Raw genomic sequence first — 16,438 nt, 5'->3', positions numbered from 1 at the left:
CACATACCCCATATAGTACTCTTAAATCTAGTCTATTGTTACTTCTTTTAGTATATCTAAATTATCTAAAACCATGCCAGATCCCATAACTACTGCAGTCAGAGGATCATCTACAATTGTTATGGGGAGTTCAGTCTCTTCCATAAGCAGTTTATTTAGCCCTTTTAAAAGGGCTCCGCCACCTGTTAACACAATCCCCCTGTCCACAATATCAGCAGCAAGTTCTGGAGGTGTCTGCTCTAATGTTATCCTAACAGCCTGAACTATTGTATTTACCTCTTCTAAAATGGCTTCGCGAATCTCAGGGGCTGAGACTTCAACCTGTTGAGGAATCCCAGAAACTAAGTCCCTACCTTTAACAATCATTTTTTCAGAATCATATTGCCCTGGATATGCGGAACCAATCTGTTTTTTTATCCTCTCGGCTATTCCAAGGCCAATCAACATATTGTATTTCCTCTTAATGTAGTGGAGTATAGCCTCATCCATCTTATCTCCCCCAACCCGCACAGACTTGCTGTATACAATCCCTGCAAGAGATATAACTGCTACCTCTGTTGTACCTCCCCCAATATCCACCACCATATTTGCTGTTGGTTCAGTAATGGGAAGCTTTGCTCCTATGGCAGCTGCCATGGGCTCTTCAATTAAATACACCTCCCTGGCACCAGCACTTTGCGCAGATTCTTTTACTGCCCTCATCTCCACCTGGGTAATACCTGTGGGAACGCAAATCACTATCCGAGGTCTTACCAGTCTCCTGCTATTGTGGACCTGGGAGATAAAATATCTAAGCATTGCCTCTGTTATTTCAAAATCAGCAATAACTCCATCTTTCATAGGTCTTATGGCAACGATATTTCCTGGAGTCCTTCCCAGCATTCTCTTTGCCTCATCACCAACTGCAACAACCTTGTTGTTTCCCTTTTTGTCCTTTTTTACAGCAACTACTGAAGGTTCGTTGACAACTACTCCCTTTCCCTTTACATAGACAAGGGTATTGGCAGTACCTAAATCAATTGCAAGGTCGTTTGAAAAAATACCTAAAATTTTGTCAATTATTCTGTTCATAACTAAGTTCTCTCTAAGTAATTTATTTTTTATGAAGAAAACAGAAACCTTATTTTTCCCGCCCTTAAAAATTGAACTAATAACAGAAAAAAATCTTATTTTAAAGATAGTACTATCAAAGATTAACTACCACCCCAATTTAACCCCATCTATAGAATCAGATATTGGCAAAGGGGCCCTTGATTTTTTTACTAAATACTTCATCCAAAAAAAACACCCCAAAAACCTGCCACCCTTAAATTGGGATATAGTAACCCCCTTTCAAAAAAGGGTTTATATAACACTATTTAAAAACACAAGATTCGGACAATCAATATCATATCAAAAACTTGCACAATTAATTGATTTGAAAAAGGGGCAAAGGGCAGTTGGCGGTGCATTAAACAAAAACCCCTGGCCCATTATAATCCCATGTCATAGGGTACTTAAAAAGAACAACCAGATAGGAGGATTTTCATCTGGTATAAAAATAAAACAGATATTACTCTCTCATGAACAAATTGGTTTTATCAAATAAATCAATCTAATTCATCTGGTCCGTCTAAAATCCCCACTATGGAGATTCCAGTCTCATTTGCCAGTGAAATCGCCCTTTCCTTTTCAAAAAAAAGACTCCTCTCAGCTTCTATAACAAGTACAGTGGCCCCTGCTTCCTTCATCACTTCAATGGTCTTTAAACCCACACTGGGTTGATCAACCACAGGGCTCTGATTGGGTTTAAAAATCTTTATTACCACTAATCCTTCTCTTACTAAAGAACCTGCCCTGAGTATTGTGTTGTTTGTCCCCTCCATAGCCTCTACTGCCACTACCATCTTATCTTTTACCACTATTGTCTGCCCAATGTCCATCTCTCCAAGCCTCTTTGCAATGGGCCAACCATATTTTATATCTTTTACTTCCCTTTTATTTGGCCTTCTCTTTGTCAATATTCCCTTAGGGGCCATAAGAGAAGGAACATATTTTGTAGGAGAAATCACAGCAAAACCTTCACCTGAAAGCTCATCTACCACTGCCTCTAAAAGGGCATTGTCTGAATGGGATTTAAGTTTTAAGAGTAATTTCGCTGCCCGAAAATCAGGTCTAATATTTAATGCCTTGGGTTTATTCACAGCACCTGCAAATACTATTTCATCCACTGCATTTTTTTTAAAAAAATTTATTAACTTTCCCAGCTGCCCCAAATGTATCCATAAGATATTTTCAGTGAGTGCAGATATCTCCTCCCTTGTGTGTCCTTTTATTGCAACCACACAAGGCTCCTTCCCCAGGTCCTTTATACCCTGGGTCACCAAAAAAGGAAATTCTCCTTCTCCTGCAATAACACCAATTTTATTAGACATAGAGCTACTTTATTTTTTCACCGGGGGAACCACCCCTCTTTCACTTTTTTTTACAAAATTTATCATCTCCATGACCTTGTCATCTTCTCCAAATTCCAGTTGAATCTTTTCAATGGCTTCTTCTTGTCTCAACCCTTCTCTCCAAAGTATCTTATATGCCTTTTTTAGTCTTTTTATATCTTCAGAAGAAAAACCTCTTCTCCGAAGTCCAACTAAATTGAGCCCGCGCATACTCCCCCTTTCACCTGCAATAAGTGTATAAGGAGGTACGTCCTGGGCAACCCCTGTCATGCCGCCAATATATGCGTATTTACCAATTCTAACAAATTGATGAACCGCTGTGAGCCCTCCCAATATGGCACCATCTTCTATTATAACGTGCCCAGCCAATGAAGCTGCATTGGCCATTATTACCTCATCACCAAGGATACAATCATGGGCCACATGGGCATATGCCATAATAAGACACCTTGAACCAATCTTTGTTACTCCTCCACCCTCTTCTGTTCCCCTATTTAGGGTCACATATTCTCTTATGCAGTTATCATCACCTATAATTAAATAGCTCTTTTCTCCTTTAAACTTCAAGTCTTGGGGAGGACCTCCAATGCATGCATATGAATGAATGTGATTATTTTTTCCAATTTTGGTATATTTCTTGATTTGGGCAAAGGGTTCTATCCTGCAGCCATCACCAATTTCCACTTCTCCTTCAACAACTACGTATGGTCCAATGTATACACCTTGACCAATGTCTGCTCCTGCATCCACAACTGCTGTTTTATGGATCTCTGTTGCCATTTACACCTCCCTGTGAACTAGGGCCGCTGTGAGAATACCATCAGTTGTTAATGTATCCCCAACCCATGCCTCTGCTTTCATCTTCCATATATTTAATTTGTGCTTTATATAAAATGCCTTTAAAATAAGCTGGTCCCCTGGGTACACTGGTCTTCTAAATCTCACCTTTTCTATACCACTAAACAAAAATATCTTTCCTTCTGGAACATTATCCATGCTGTTTATAGTTAAGATTCCTCCTGTTTGGGCCATTGCCTCTACTATAAGTACCCCTGGCATAACAGGGTAGTCTGGAAAATGTCCCTGAAAATATGGTTCATTTATTGTCACATTCTTAACTGCCACCAAAGATTTGCCCTTTTCAAACTCAATTACCCTATCTACTAATAAAAAGGGGAACCTATGGGGCAGTAGATCCATAATTTTCCTTATATCCATAAATGATTTTCCCATAACTTACCTGTCCTGTTCCTTTTTTACCTGTTTTTCCAATGATTCTATCTTATTCCTTAAATATCGAATTTCCTTATACATATCTGGAAGTTTCTGGATAGTGGAACATGTCCTTAAAAACCTTGTATGTTCCATAATAGGTGCTCCACTATAAATCCCCTTCTTTTTTATGTCCTTTGAAACCCCAGATTTAGCGCCAATAATAACTCCATCTGTGATATTTACGTGGCCAACAATACCCACTTGTCCTGCAAGTATCACATTGTTACCAATGGTTGTTGATCCAGCAATCCCCACCTGGGCAACTATAACAGAGTTTGCACCCACTTTCACATTATGGCCAATCTGTACCTGATTATCTATTTTAGTCCCTCTGCCTACTTTTGTCTCTCCCAAAGCTGCCCTGTCAATAGTTGAGTTGGCTCCCACCTCCACATCATCTTCAATTACTACTTTGCCAATTTGTGGGAATTTCTCCCTGCCTTCATCACCCAAGGCAAATCCAAAACCATCTGCTCCTATTACAACACCTGGATGTAAAATTACCCTATTTCCTATTTCACACCCACCCATTATTACAACATTGGGGTAAATGATACATTCTTCGCCAATTGAAACGTCTTCACCTATATAGACCCCGGGAAAAATTTTAGTGCTTTTGCCAATTCTAGCCCTGGGACCAATGTATACATAAGGATATATGGTAACCCCTTCCCCAACTACAGCATCCTCATGGACATAAGAGAATTCGCTGATTCCATGAAACTCTCCCTGCTCCTTTGCAAACAGGGATACAACCTTTGCAAAGTCCAGATAAGGATTGTCACTTATAATACTATTTTTGACACTATCTTTGTAACTATGGTCCACAATAACAGCACCAGCCCTGGTAGATTTGAGATATTTTGCATATTTTGGATTGGCCAAAAAAGAAATCTCCCATTCCCTGGCATCCATCAAGGTGTTGCAACCCAAAATTTCCACATCTTCGCCAATAAATTCCCTTTTTAAGAGGGCAGCCAGCTGGCTAAGTCTGTATTTCATAAAAGCGCCCCTATAAAATCTATTTTCTGCTTATTCCTCTAACTCCGAAGTCTCAAGCTTTTGATGTGTCTGTGTATGTTATCTGTGTCTGTGGGTGTCTAAAGTTCAAAGTTCAAGGTTCAACGTTTTAGTACTCTTCATCCTTCTTTGCTGTGATCTGTCTCTGTGGTCTGTAACTTCCATACACACACATACACTCACACTTTCACATACAACCTTCGCCCTTCTACCTTCTACCTTTCACTATTCACTAATCACTAATCACTTGATCCATAACCCAATCAATAAACAGAGCTAAAGAAATAGGCATAATCTATTTTTTCCTGGCCCTCCAGGCCTGATTAAACTTAACTATGACCTCTTTGGTAATTTCGATTTTGGGGCTATTGTAAACCACACCACTATTTCTCTTATCTATTATTAAAGTAAAATTTTTCTCTTTACCATACTGCTTTAATACTTTTTCAAGCTCTTTTACTATTGGTTCCCTTAGCTGACGTTCCTTAATCTGCATCTTTTGTTGATATGTTGAATACAATGTCTTAAATTCCTGGACCTTTTGTTTATATTCCAGTTCCTTGTCAATTTGTGCCTCCTGGGTTAACATAAGACGCTGTTTGTCAAGTTGTTGCCTAAGCTTATCAATTGCAGCCTTTTTCTTATCCAGTTTTTCCTTCAAACTTTTAAACTCTGTCTGCAACTTTGCTATTGCTGCCTTTCCAGCTTCACATTTTTCCAACACATATTGTAAATCCACTACACCTATTTTATAGTTTTCACAAAATCCAATATTTGCCCATACAAAAGACAACATTAAAACCCACATTAATACCTTTCTCATATCACTCCTCCTTTGTTTATTTAAAAAAATGTTCCTACAGAAAACTCAAATTTTCCCTTATTATCTTTTAAATTATCCAGGGGATATCCATATTCCAACCTTAAGGGACCCATTGGAGAATTCCACCTAATACCCACACCAACACTTTTGTAGAGGTCTAGATCAAACATCTCATTTTTGTCCCAGACATTTCCAGCATCAAAAAATACCAGACCTATAAGCCCAATATCTTCTTTCAGGGGAAATGTCAGTTCCACATTTGTAAAATAGGTCTTATATCCTCCAACATCATTTCCTTCACTGTCTTTGCAGGAAATGTCTCTATAATCATAACCTCTCACGCTGTTTAACCCACCAAGATAATATCTCTCAAAATCTGGCACATCTTCTCCACTGTTCTCAAATACCATGCCCATTTCATAGTGGAAATTAAATACAAGTTTCCACCAAATATCTTTGTGATAGCCAAACTCATAGCCAAATTTTATAAAGTTGTCATCACCCCCAAGTATTCCACCAGAATACTCTAAAGAGATCTTATTTAAGCTTCCCTTTGTGGGATTAAAGCTCCTATTGGTTGAGTCTCTAACTAATGCACCATACACTGAATTTGACCAGTTACTTCCTTCTAAATCCTTTATCTCGTCACTTGCATATTCGTCTATGTCATAAACTTTGTATTTTTCTGTGGAAAAATTCCAATAGAATCTAGAGAACCTCCCAATTGAATATCCAAACCTCAGAGATCCACCTGTCCTCCCCAGGGTATAATCGTCATATTCCCTCTCAGTATTGTAGAGATCGACTCCAATACCAAGTGGTCCATCATAGAGGTTAGGATTCCAAAAACTCAAAGAATAATACGAAGAAGTTCCACCAAAACTCCCCTGGAATGAAAGTTGATATCCCCTACCAAAGAGATTTCTCTCAGTTACTTTACCTGTAAAAAATACCTTGTCTATACTGGAATAACCTGCACCAGCACTGAAAAATCCCGTACTTTTCTCCTTGACTTTTACCTTAAGATCCATCTCATCCTCTTTGCCCGTTGGAGAAGTCTCAATATTCACATCATCAAAATAGTCCAATTTTGTTAACATCTCTTTGGAAAAATCGATCTTTTTTGCACTGAACCTATCACCATCAGAGATGGCAAGATATCTCCTGATTACATTCTCCCTTGTCTTGGTGTTTCCTTCTATTTCCACCCTGTTAATAAATACCATCTGCCTCTTTATTATATTAAAAATAACATTTACCCTTTTTTTCTCTATATTACGTGAAATATCCACATTTACTTCTGCATAGGCATAACCATAATCTGCATAAAATTTTCTAATAGCCTCTGAATCATCTCTGAGCACAGACCTGTCAAAATATTTATCTTTTTTCTTTAAGTCATCTAATTTAATAAGATTTAAGAGGTCTTTTTTAGGAACAATCAGGTCTCCCTTAAAACTTATATCTCCTATTTTATACCTAATACCTTCTATTACAGTGTATGTAATATAAATACCATCTTTTTTAAATTCAACCTTTGGCTGACCTACTTTTACATCAACAAAACCTTTATTGGCATAAAAAGCCTCAATTGCAGCAACATCTCTATCTAACATCTCTTCCTTAAATACTCCACTTCCTGTTAACCAAGAAAAAATTCCTCTGGTTTTCAAGGCCAGTACATCCTTTACATCATCTTCATCTAATTGTTTCACTCCTTTTATGGTTATTTTCTTTATATAGAGTTTCTTACCTTCATGGATTTTTAAAATTAGCTCAGCCCTACCAGGAGACACATCCTTTACATCATATGAGATCCTGACATTATAATATCCCTTTTTCTTGTATAATTCCCTTATCTTTTCTAAATCAGAACTAAGCACCTTTAAATTCAAAAGTCCTTTAGGTTTTGTATCCATTGTTTCCAATATATCGCTTTTATCAATATTTTTTGCACCTTTTATAATTATTGTCCCAATAATTGGCTTTTCTTTAACAATAAAAGTAACAATTTTACCATCTGATGTGTCTTGAACATCCACTGAAATATCATCAAAATATCCTGTTTTATAAAGCCTTTTTAAATCTTCATCTATTGTCTCCAAATTAAAAACACTCCCCTTAATGGTTTTAAGCCTCATCAATACAACATCAGACCCAAGTACTTTGTTTCCCTTTACCAATATATCTTTTACCACCATCTTGTGATACGCAGCCTCTTTCACCTTTTGAGCCAGTTCTGATACAGCAGACATAAGATCTATTATGGCGTTTTTTGAGATATAAATGGCCCGCGTCCCTCCCAGTTCATAGGGATCAACAACCATTGCATCGATACTAAATCCTTCACCTACTTGAGTAAAACTCCCATACAATCCAAAATCTGCCCCAGCCAATATGGTTAAATCTTTAACTATGCTAGAATCTAATTCAGTAATTCCCTGTTTCTTTAATAAGGACACTGCATCATTTAAAGGATAAACAGAAAAACCCTTTTTTTCCAGTTCCCTTTTTATTAGTTTTGGGAGGTCTTCAATTAAATAAGAATAATTTGAAGATCCATTGTATCCAAAGGGCAGGACCAATATATTCTTTGTTTTGCAATAACCAGAACTAACCAGAAAAACACTTAAAATTATCAACAAACCCAAGATCTTCTTCATTGTATTTTCCCATCTTTTAGTTTTAGAACACGTCCCATTAGATGGGCCAGCTCCATATTGTGGGTAACCAGGATTATTGTAAGTCCCATATCCCTATTTAAATTTGTAAATATTTCACCAATTTTTTCTGCATTTTCTAAGTCCAAATTTCCAGTGGGCTCATCAGCCAGTATCACCTCTGGCTCCCCAACAAGTGACCTTGCAACAGCAACAAGTTGCCTCTCACCCCCTGATAGGGTGTTTACCATCTGTTTTTTTTTATCACCCATTCCAACAAGACTAAGTACATTACCAGCCCTCTCATAGGCCTTTTTTTTATCTATCCCCCTTATAATCATTGGCATTGCCACATTGTCCAGTACATTGAACTCAGCAAGCAAGTGATGAAATTGGAACACAAACCCAATGTATTTATTTCTAAACAGGGCCATTTGAGACTCATCCATTGATGTTAAATCTGTACCCTTAAAAAAGACCCTCCCTGAACTTGGCTTATCTAACCCCCCAAGTATGTGCAACAAAGTACTCTTCCCAGACCCTGAGGCCCCCACAATTGCAACACTCTCTCCCCTTTTTATTTCCAGTTCTACTCCTTTTAGGATCGTCAGATTCTCAGTGGGAAGAACAATGGTTTTAGTTACTCCCTCCACCTTATACAACAACTCATTCATATCTAAGGACCTGCGCTGGTTCTACTTTAGATGCCTGGGAAGCTGGATACAGAGTAGCCAAAAAACAAAGAAGCATTGCCACAACCCCTATTGTCACAAGATCCAGTGGGCTATATTCAACTGGAAGGTGATCCAGATAATAGACATCCTTGGGCAATTTTATAAACTGGTACTTTTCAATGAGATATCCAATTCCCAACCCAAAACAATACCCAACACTGGTTCCAACAAGGCCAATCAAACTTCCCAGCCAGACAAAAATTCTCTTAATCTCTCCCTTTGTTGCACCCATGGATATTAAAATTGCTATATCCTTTTTCTTTTCCATAACAAGCATAAAAAGTGTTGTTATGATACTAAAAGAACCAACCAGGACTATCATGACCAGGATTACACCCATTGCGAATTTCTCAAGCTTTAGGGCAGAAAACAGGTTTTTATTCATATCCATCCAGGTCTGGATAAAAAATTTATGGCCAAGTGTCTTATTTAAAGAAGATGCAATGTCTCTGGCCTTGTACACATCATATAAACTGACCTCAATCCCTGTTACCACGTCTTTTTTAAATCCAATCAATTTTTGGGCAGAAGAAATATTGGTGTAGATTAGAGATGAGTCATATTCATACATTCCAGTATCAAATATCCCAACAACCTTAAATACCTTGATCTTGGGCATAAAACCAAAAGAAGAAGTCCCCCCTGTGGGACTTAACACATTTAAAAAACTCCCAATACCTAAACCCAGCTTAAAGGCAAGCTCTTTCCCAATAATCACCGGAGGGACAGAAGAATCTGATAGATCATCCACAGAACCCAATACCAGGTCCTTATTTAGGTTCAAGACATCCCTGGCAGATTGAGGATCAATACCCCTCAACACAACCCCCTTAACTCCGTTCTGGGAACTTACCATGACCTCGCTATACAAAAATGGCATAGCCCCCTTTACACCGCTAATTCCCTTTATTTTCTGACACAGACCTTTATACTTTCCTATGGGACCCTGGATACTGGTTATTATTATATGGGCATTAACCCCCAAAATCTTTTGCTGAAGATTGTTGGAAAAGCCATTCATAACCCCCAAAACCACTATGAGAGCAGCTACACCAAGGCCAATACCTGCTATGGAAAAAACAGATATCACAGATATAAAGCTGTGTTTTCTGCGGCTTAAAAGGTATTTCGTGGCAACAAAGAGTTCAAAAGAAGACATATCTTTGTGGTCTTATTTGTCTTTTTCTGGCTTAAGTAATGGGAACAATATAACTTCCCTTATGGATGGCGAATCTGTGAGCAGCATAACGAGCCTATCGATCCCTATCCCCTCACCTGCAGCAGGGGGCATCCCATACTCCAGGGCACGAACATAGTCTTCATCCATAAAATGTGCCTCTTCTTCTCCCTTTGCCTTTTCTTTTGCCTGCTCTTCAAACCTCTTTTTCTGATCCCTGGGATCATTAAGTTCTGAAAAGGCGTTTGCCATCTCCCTTCCTGCAATGAAGAGCTCAAATCTGTCAGTGATTGATGGGTCTTTATCATTCCTTCTAGATAGAGGTGACACCTCTGTTGGATAATGGTATATAAAGTGGGGTTGTATTAACTTTGGTTCAACCAACAGATCAAAGAGTTTTGTCTGGAGCTTTCCAAGGGTATCATATTCTTTTACATTTTCTCCAAGTTTCGTAACCAGCCTTTTTGCACTTTCAATGTCTTGATATTGGTCTTTTGAGAGGCCGCCAATCTTTTCCAATGATTCATAAAACCCAAGCTTGTTCCACGGTGGAGTGAGGTCTATCTCATTTCCCTGGTAAATAATCTTTTGAGAGCCCAATATCTCCTCTGCCAGGTAAGAAAACATCTCCTCTGTAACTTTAAACAGGTCATTGTAGTCTGCATAGGCCATGTAGAATTCTAACATGGTAAACTCTGGATTATGTTGTGTGGATATACCTTCATTTCTGAAATTCCTGTTTATTTCATATACCTTCTCAAAACCCCCTACCAAAAGCCTTTTTAAATAAAGTTCAGGGGCAATCCTAAGATAAAGCTTCATACCAAGGGCATTATGATATGTCTCAAAGGGCCTGGCAGTTGCCCCCCCTGGGATCACCTGCATCATAGGAGTTTCAACTTCCATAAATCCCCTTTCGTCTAAATACGCCCTAATCAACTTAAGGACCCTGGTCCTGGTTCTGAATATCTCCCTGGCCTTTGGATTGACAATCAAATCCACATACCTCTGTCTATACCTTACCTCAACATCCTTTAAACCATGAAATTTCTCAGGTAAGGGGCGAAAAGATTTAGTCACCAATTCAAAGTGGGTTACATTTAGGGTTAGCTCACCTGTCTTTGTAAAAAAGGGCTTTCCAATAACCCCAATAATATCACCAATATCCAATTTTTTGAAAAATTTATAGGCATCAGTGCCAAGCTGCTTTTGCTGCAAAAATATCTGGATCCTATCAGATTGATCCTGTATATGTGCAAAAGTGGCCTTACCAAATGACCTAATGGACATAACTCTTCCAGCTACCACAATCTTATCTTCTACTTTTTCCAACTCTTCATTTGATAGGGATCCATAATTTTCTTTGACTTCAATTATGTCTTGTTTTTTTCTAAAGGTATTTGGAAAAAGATTTATACCTTGTTTCTCTAAACTCTCAGCCTTTTCAAATCTCTGTTTTATTAAGTTACTCCTTTGCTCTGTACTGTTCAATTTTCACTCCTTACATAAAAATAAAATTAACTAAATCCATTGGCATACACTAAAAAATGGCCCATAAGGCCCAGCCAATAAAAATCCAGCAATCAAGCTTTAATAAGTTAAAAAGATTCTCCAGTCAAGGAAATTGAGACCAACCAAGGCATGGTCAATCATCCCCAGGACACAATCCTCCAACTACCTTACCGTCCCATGAGACTGTATCCTCTTCTGGTTCCACATGGATTATAATATGGGAATTTGGTAGTTCTTTCTGGATATCCTTCTCTATTTCACAGCAAATATCGTGACTTTCCTTAACTGTCATACCCCCTGGAAGTAAGAGGTGAAATTCAATAAATCTTTTTGAACCTGCCCGTCTTGCCTTTAAACCATGCCATTTCCCCTTATCGTTCCTGTGCTTTTTTATTATAGACTTAATCTTCTCCATCTCATTATCTGGTAGGGCATTATCCATAAGCCCTGAAATTGACCTTTTTAATAGGGGATAAGACATCCTTAAGATATTTAAGCCAATAAAAATACCCAAAATAGGATCTACAAACCACAATTTTTCTGGGCTTAGATACATAATTGAAAGGCTAAAGACAAGTCCCATGGAACTTAGCACGTCACTTAAAAGGTGTTTTGCATCTGCTTCCAAGGCGATGGAGTTAAATTTTTTTGCACCTGTAAAAAGTAAAAGAGAGGTTAGTAAGTTTATTACTCCACAAACAATTGAGAGTATAACCCCATATCCAATGCATGAAATAACATGTGGATTGATTATCCTGTTCACACTACTGTATAAAATAGCGAGACCAGCTATTAAGATAAAACCCCCTTCCAATGCACTGGAAAAATACTCTATTTTACCGTGCCCATACAAATGGTTCCTGTCACTGGGACGCTGACTGATAATTACAGAATACAATAAAAATATACTTGTAAATAAATTTATAAAGGACTCAAGTGCATCTGACAAAATACCTATACTTGAAGTTATATAATAGGCCCAAAATTTTATGAATATTGTAATAATAGAGGCAAAAAGAGAATAATATGCAAATCTCCTCATAAAATAGCCCTAATAATTAATAACAGTATACTGGAAAACACACCACACCATAAGAGAAAATCCAGGAGTCCTTCTATATCCTTTGCACTCCAGGATTTTATCCCTCCTATCCTGGGCTTTATCTTTTTTCGACCAAAGTATATGAACTCGCCCCCCATTTCACAGCCAAATATCCAACCACATGCTGCCATGGGTAAACCGCCATTTGGGCTCTCCATTTTTTTGGCATCCCTTAAGGCCAACTTAAACTTTTTGTACCAATCTTTATCCCTTGACTTTATAACATAAAATAGGAATAGACAAAAAAAGGTTATCCTGGCAGGGATATAACCAAAAATATCATCCATCCTGGCCCCTGCCCATCCAAGCTCTCTCCACCTATGATTTTTGTATCCCCACATGGAATCCATTGTGCTAACTGTTTTATAAACCCAAAGGAGGACAGGGCCACCTACAATTAAATAAAAAAATGGAGCAAAAAATCCGTCATTTATGTTTTCACTGAGAGTCTCTGCAAGGGACTTTAATATGTCTTTATGGTCCATATTAGAGGTGTCCCTACTAACCAAATAGGAGAGTTTTTCCCTTGCCTCTTTTATTTTATTTTCCTTGCACAGATCTAAAACCTCTCTACCCTTTTCAATAAGACCACCAAGTGATAGACCTGCATATGCAAAATATATAATAAATAATACCCCTATAACTGGGAGTGATGTAACTAAAAAGACCAACATTCCAACCAGAGCACAGGTAAAAATTAAAGAGATAATCCCTGCTACCCTTAAAGGGACCTTTGTTTGAGTCCTGGAAATGTTCTCCAATTTCTCCAATAATTTCCCAATAAATCTCACGGGATGAGGCCATATTTCATAATCTTTAAATATCAAATCCAGTAAAAAAGCCAGGAAATAGAAATAGATGTCCATTAAACTTTACTCCAACCCTTAATCTGTCTGTAGGCTTCATACACGCAAATGGCAACTGCGCTAGAGAGGTTTAAACTCCTGGTCTTCCCCCACATTGGAATGGATACATTATGCGGATATGCCCCTAAAAGATAGTCGGGTATTCCCCTGGTTTCAGGACCAAAAACCAAAAATTCATCCCCAGAAAACCTCAACTCATAAATTGATTTTTTAGCTCTTTTTGAAGTCAAAACCAATTTTTCTGGCTCAGGCATGAGGGCATCTAAAAATTCATCCCAGCTTTTCCACACAGAAAGATTTAGATGGGGCCAATAATCCAGTCCTGCCCTTTTTAAATATTTATCTTCTAAGCTAAAACCAAGGGGCTCAATTAAGTGAAGGGGAGTGTTTGTGGCCACACAAAGACGGGCTATATTTCCTGTATTTGGAGGAATTTCTGGTTCAAACAATACTACCTGCATATGAGTAAATTCCAGGAGAGCAAAAAAAATTAGCTAAGGTTATAAGGATGGACCTAAAATAAAAAATGGGCGGTCAGGGATTCGAACCCCGGACTTCCACCGTGTGAAGGTGGCACTCTAACCACTGAGTTAACCGCCCAATTAAAATTATCTTAAACAAAGTAAAAGGAAAGTTCAAGAAATAAAAAACAAAAAAATCTGAGCACAAATACCCTTTTTAATTTCACTTCCTCATATTGCATTTATCGCTTCCCCCAGCCTAATTTTTTACTAACACCACCCCATAAAAAAACTCCCTAAAATCATTACTGAAATTTATACTAACCTCTTTCTCTATCTTAATCTTAATATCCCTATTATTTTCTACCAATTTCAAAATCTGCCCTTCATTCTCCTCCCTGTTCCAGGTACAGGTTATATAAACTACCCTACCATATGTGGAGATGGTTTTCAGGGCCTTATTTAATAATCTTTCCTGAACTTTGGTTACCTCCTTTAGAAATCTATGATCAATTCTCCACTTTAAATCAGGTCTCCTATTAATTACACCAAGTCCAGAGCAAGGACTGTCAATTAATATGGTGTTGGGGCTTTTTTTTAATGGATCTGATTTTGTACAATCTGAAACAAAGACAGGAACATCATCTAAACCAAGGCGGGATATCTCTCTTTTAAGACCTTTAAGTCTATTTATATCAATATCACTGGCCCAGATTGGTGCTTTGTCTTCCTCTAATAAAAGTGTTAATTTCCCTCCAAAACCTGCACACATATCCCATATTGGGAGATTCCATTTGTCTTTACTCAAGTCAAATAATATTTTCTGGGATTCAAAGGATTTTCTACTAATTATTCCCTCTTGTTCTAACCTTTCAATATCTATATCTGAAGCATCTTCCAGGGCAAATAAACGATCTTCTAGTTTTTTATTTGTACTTTTATTTTTAGTTAGTATATTTATAACTTCTTTACTAGATCTTTTTTTCTTATTAATCCTTATTCCAATATATGGTTTAATAATGGATTTTTTTAAAAAAATTTCTGCATCTTCACAACCATATTGTTTTACTAAAAGATCAACCAGACATATGGGAATTGAATAATATATTGAATAAAATTCCTTTCTTGATCTTGTGTTTTCTAAATAAAATTCCCGAGATATAAGTTCTTCTTTATTTCTACAAATAGTCCTTAGAACGCCATTTGCAAGTGATGTTAGCCCCTTATTAACTTTTTTTTTAATAAATTCTACATAGAAATTTACACTTGCATAATCTGGAATCCTATCAAGATATAAAATTTCATAAACACCAAGGCACATACATAATACAAATCTCTCTGGCAACTTTTTAAATTGTCCCCTGATTCTGCTTTTTAAAACAAAATTTAACCTTGCTTTTAATCTAAAATATGCATATACAAGCTCAGTAATAAGTGCACAATCCCGCCTTTTTATATTGACATTAGATAAAACCATATCCAGGGCCTTTTGGATATGCATTCCCCTTTTTATTTTTATAATAGTATCTAATGCTATTTCTCTTGGAGACTTAGTCTTATTTTTTCTCACTCCCGTGATCCTTAAGGAACTTATCTAAGGCCCATCTTACTTTTTCAATGGAGACAAGCGTATCTATACATGGACCGCATGGTCTTATATTGAGTATCCCAAACACAGGCAGAGGATATACATCCTGGATGCCAGATGCCAAATCCCTCTCACACGCAACAGCAATAATAAACCTGGGCCTGTTTTCCACTACTATGCGTCTGGCAATAGTACCTCCAGTGGCAATTGCCATTCTTATCCCATATTCATCTCTTAAATTAAGGAGTTCCCCTATTGGGCATTTTCCACACCGACTGCAATTATCGATGTTGTAGGTAAGTCTATTTTTACATCTACTGTTTTGCAAGCAATGGGGAAGTAGCATTAAAATCCTATCAGGGTCATATTTTATACCTTCATTTAAGACCATTTCATTATTTATATTTATAAAAGAAGCCCGTACCTTTTCCTTTGATATACCAACGAGTTCCCCTACCAATCCCATGAGGGGCAAAAAAATCTTTGTAGTAAGTCCCCTTGTTTTTCTTGAAAAAAGTATTGGCCTTTTAAATAAAATTGATAGGACTAAAGATGAAGAACTCCATAATACAAGGAGTATAATAGAAAAAACTAAAATTCCAAGGAGAATTGGTGCAAGTGGATGGATATTTGAAAGACCAATTACAGGGATCAACCAGAAGAAAAGCAAAAATATTACAATAACTGCAGATGATGCAAGTAGAAGGGATATAAATATCCTTTTTTTTACAGAAATTTCGTTTTGTATCTTTTCACTTAATTTTGAATATAAATTATCATCCATA

Annotated in this window: 16 protein-coding genes and 1 tRNA gene; 1 reads left to right on the top strand and 16 read right to left on the bottom strand. The window is 37.4% G+C overall.

Annotated elements, in window-relative coordinates; translation table 11 throughout:
* Nucleotides 1-27: 27 nt before the first annotated feature.
* Nucleotides 28-1,071, bottom strand: coding sequence for a rod shape-determining protein (locus tag ACYQ0O_RS04605; RefSeq protein WP_459891080.1), 1,044 nt, complete (start codon nucleotides 1,069-1,071; stop codon nucleotides 28-30).
* Between the two features lie 31 nt (nucleotides 1,072-1,102).
* On the opposite strand from ACYQ0O_RS04605, the gene ACYQ0O_RS04600 reads away from it, so the two are divergent.
* On the top strand, nucleotides 1,103-1,588 hold the full coding sequence (locus ACYQ0O_RS04600) for a methylated-DNA--[protein]-cysteine S-methyltransferase (protein ID WP_459891078.1): 486 nt from the start codon (nucleotides 1,103-1,105) through the stop codon (nucleotides 1,586-1,588).
* A gap of 1 nt (nucleotide 1,589) precedes the next feature.
* Here the strand turns inward: ACYQ0O_RS04600 and ACYQ0O_RS04595 are convergent, their stop codons facing one another.
* The 15 genes from ACYQ0O_RS04595 to ACYQ0O_RS04525 form a co-directional block, all read right to left on the bottom strand.
* Nucleotides 1,590-2,414 carry an LpxI family protein gene (locus tag ACYQ0O_RS04595; protein WP_459891076.1) on the bottom strand — a complete coding sequence of 275 codons (825 nt, stop codon included), beginning with the start codon at nucleotides 2,412-2,414 and terminating at the stop codon, nucleotides 1,590-1,592.
* A gap of 9 nt (nucleotides 2,415-2,423) precedes the next feature.
* On the bottom strand, nucleotides 2,424-3,215 hold the full coding sequence (gene lpxA / locus ACYQ0O_RS04590; RefSeq protein WP_459891074.1) for an acyl-ACP--UDP-N-acetylglucosamine O-acyltransferase: 792 nt from the start codon (nucleotides 3,213-3,215) through the stop codon (nucleotides 2,424-2,426).
* Entirely contained in the window at nucleotides 3,216-3,668 is a 453-nt protein-coding gene (gene fabZ, locus ACYQ0O_RS04585; protein ID WP_075068559.1) for a 3-hydroxyacyl-ACP dehydratase FabZ, read from the bottom strand.
* Between the two features lie 3 nt (nucleotides 3,669-3,671).
* A complete protein-coding gene (gene lpxD, locus ACYQ0O_RS04580; protein WP_459891072.1) occupies nucleotides 3,672-4,712 on the bottom strand; it encodes a UDP-3-O-(3-hydroxymyristoyl)glucosamine N-acyltransferase in 1,041 nt (346 codons plus the stop codon).
* Nucleotides 4,713-5,025: 313 nt separating this feature from the next.
* Nucleotides 5,026-5,553 (bottom strand): OmpH/Skp family outer membrane protein, encoded by a 528-nt coding sequence (locus ACYQ0O_RS04575; protein ID WP_459891070.1) that lies wholly within the window; start codon nucleotides 5,551-5,553, stop codon nucleotides 5,026-5,028.
* 20 nt (nucleotides 5,554-5,573) lie between these two features.
* Entirely contained in the window at nucleotides 5,574-8,216 is a 2,643-nt protein-coding gene (gene bamA / locus ACYQ0O_RS04570; protein ID WP_459891068.1) for an outer membrane protein assembly factor BamA, read from the bottom strand.
* Nucleotides 8,213-8,887 (bottom strand): ABC transporter ATP-binding protein, encoded by a 675-nt coding sequence (locus ACYQ0O_RS04565; RefSeq protein ID WP_459891066.1) that lies wholly within the window; start codon nucleotides 8,885-8,887, stop codon nucleotides 8,213-8,215. The genes bamA and ACYQ0O_RS04565 overlap by 4 nt, the downstream gene beginning before the upstream one ends.
* Nucleotides 8,880-10,106 carry a lipoprotein-releasing ABC transporter permease subunit gene (locus ACYQ0O_RS04560; protein ID WP_459891064.1) on the bottom strand — a complete coding sequence of 409 codons (1,227 nt, stop codon included), beginning with the start codon at nucleotides 10,104-10,106 and terminating at the stop codon, nucleotides 8,880-8,882. Before ACYQ0O_RS04560 ends, ACYQ0O_RS04565 begins: the two co-directional genes overlap by 8 nt.
* 12 nt (nucleotides 10,107-10,118) lie before the next feature.
* Complete coding sequence (gene lysS, locus ACYQ0O_RS04555) at nucleotides 10,119-11,615, bottom strand: lysine--tRNA ligase (protein WP_459891062.1); 1,497 nt, start codon at nucleotides 11,613-11,615, stop codon at nucleotides 10,119-10,121.
* 154 nt (nucleotides 11,616-11,769) lie between these two features.
* A complete protein-coding gene (locus ACYQ0O_RS04550) occupies nucleotides 11,770-12,678 on the bottom strand; it encodes a cation diffusion facilitator family transporter (protein WP_459891060.1) in 909 nt (302 codons plus the stop codon).
* Nucleotides 12,675-13,604, bottom strand: coding sequence for an adenosylcobinamide-phosphate synthase CbiB (gene cbiB, locus ACYQ0O_RS04545; protein WP_459891058.1), 930 nt, complete (start codon nucleotides 13,602-13,604; stop codon nucleotides 12,675-12,677). Before cbiB ends, ACYQ0O_RS04550 begins: the two co-directional genes overlap by 4 nt.
* Nucleotides 13,604-14,065 carry a tRNA (cytidine(34)-2'-O)-methyltransferase gene (locus tag ACYQ0O_RS04540; protein WP_459891056.1) on the bottom strand — a complete coding sequence of 154 codons (462 nt, stop codon included), beginning with the start codon at nucleotides 14,063-14,065 and terminating at the stop codon, nucleotides 13,604-13,606. The genes cbiB and ACYQ0O_RS04540 overlap by 1 nt, the downstream gene beginning before the upstream one ends.
* Before the next feature lie 66 nt (nucleotides 14,066-14,131).
* A tRNA-Val gene (locus ACYQ0O_RS04535) sits at nucleotides 14,132-14,204 on the bottom strand.
* 120 nt (nucleotides 14,205-14,324) lie between these two features.
* Complete coding sequence (locus tag ACYQ0O_RS04530) at nucleotides 14,325-15,635, bottom strand: transcription antitermination factor NusB (RefSeq protein ID WP_459891054.1); 1,311 nt, start codon at nucleotides 15,633-15,635, stop codon at nucleotides 14,325-14,327.
* Nucleotides 15,622-16,437, bottom strand: coding sequence for a DUF116 domain-containing protein (locus ACYQ0O_RS04525; RefSeq protein ID WP_459891052.1), 816 nt, complete (start codon nucleotides 16,435-16,437; stop codon nucleotides 15,622-15,624). The genes ACYQ0O_RS04530 and ACYQ0O_RS04525 overlap by 14 nt, the downstream gene beginning before the upstream one ends.
* Nucleotide 16,438 lies beyond the last annotated feature (1 nt).

The organism is Desulfothermus okinawensis JCM 13304 (assembly GCF_054654515.1).
Note: the sequence above shows the minus strand (reverse complement) of the source record. Positions and strands in the feature narration are given on the sequence as shown.

Bases quoted from the DNA above. Each gene is read 5' to 3' on its own strand.
- ACYQ0O_RS04605 (WP_459891080.1), bottom strand. From the start codon at position 1,071: ATGAACAGAATAATTGACAAAATTTTAGGTATTTTTTCAAACGACCTT.
- ACYQ0O_RS04600 (WP_459891078.1), top strand. From the start codon at position 1,103: ATGAAGAAAACAGAAACCTTATTTTTCCCGCCCTTAAAAATTGAACTA.
- ACYQ0O_RS04595 (WP_459891076.1), bottom strand. From the start codon at position 2,414: ATGTCTAATAAAATTGGTGTTATTGCAGGAGAAGGAGAATTTCCTTTT.
- lpxA (WP_459891074.1), bottom strand. From the start codon at position 3,215: ATGGCAACAGAGATCCATAAAACAGCAGTTGTGGATGCAGGAGCAGAC.
- fabZ (WP_075068559.1), bottom strand. From the start codon at position 3,668: ATGGGAAAATCATTTATGGATATAAGGAAAATTATGGATCTACTGCCC.
- lpxD (WP_459891072.1), bottom strand. From the start codon at position 4,712: ATGAAATACAGACTTAGCCAGCTGGCTGCCCTCTTAAAAAGGGAATTT.
- ACYQ0O_RS04575 (WP_459891070.1), bottom strand. From the start codon at position 5,553: ATGAGAAAGGTATTAATGTGGGTTTTAATGTTGTCTTTTGTATGGGCA.
- bamA (WP_459891068.1), bottom strand. From the start codon at position 8,216: ATGAAGAAGATCTTGGGTTTGTTGATAATTTTAAGTGTTTTTCTGGTT.
- ACYQ0O_RS04565 (WP_459891066.1), bottom strand. From the start codon at position 8,887: ATGAATGAGTTGTTGTATAAGGTGGAGGGAGTAACTAAAACCATTGTT.
- ACYQ0O_RS04560 (WP_459891064.1), bottom strand. From the start codon at position 10,106: ATGTCTTCTTTTGAACTCTTTGTTGCCACGAAATACCTTTTAAGCCGC.
- ACYQ0O_RS04550 (WP_459891060.1), bottom strand. From the start codon at position 12,678: ATGAGGAGATTTGCATATTATTCTCTTTTTGCCTCTATTATTACAATA.
- cbiB (WP_459891058.1), bottom strand. From the start codon at position 13,604: ATGGACATCTATTTCTATTTCCTGGCTTTTTTACTGGATTTGATATTT.
- ACYQ0O_RS04540 (WP_459891056.1), bottom strand. From the start codon at position 14,065: ATGCAGGTAGTATTGTTTGAACCAGAAATTCCTCCAAATACAGGAAAT.
- ACYQ0O_RS04525 (WP_459891052.1), bottom strand. From the start codon at position 16,437: ATGGATGATAATTTATATTCAAAATTAAGTGAAAAGATACAAAACGAA.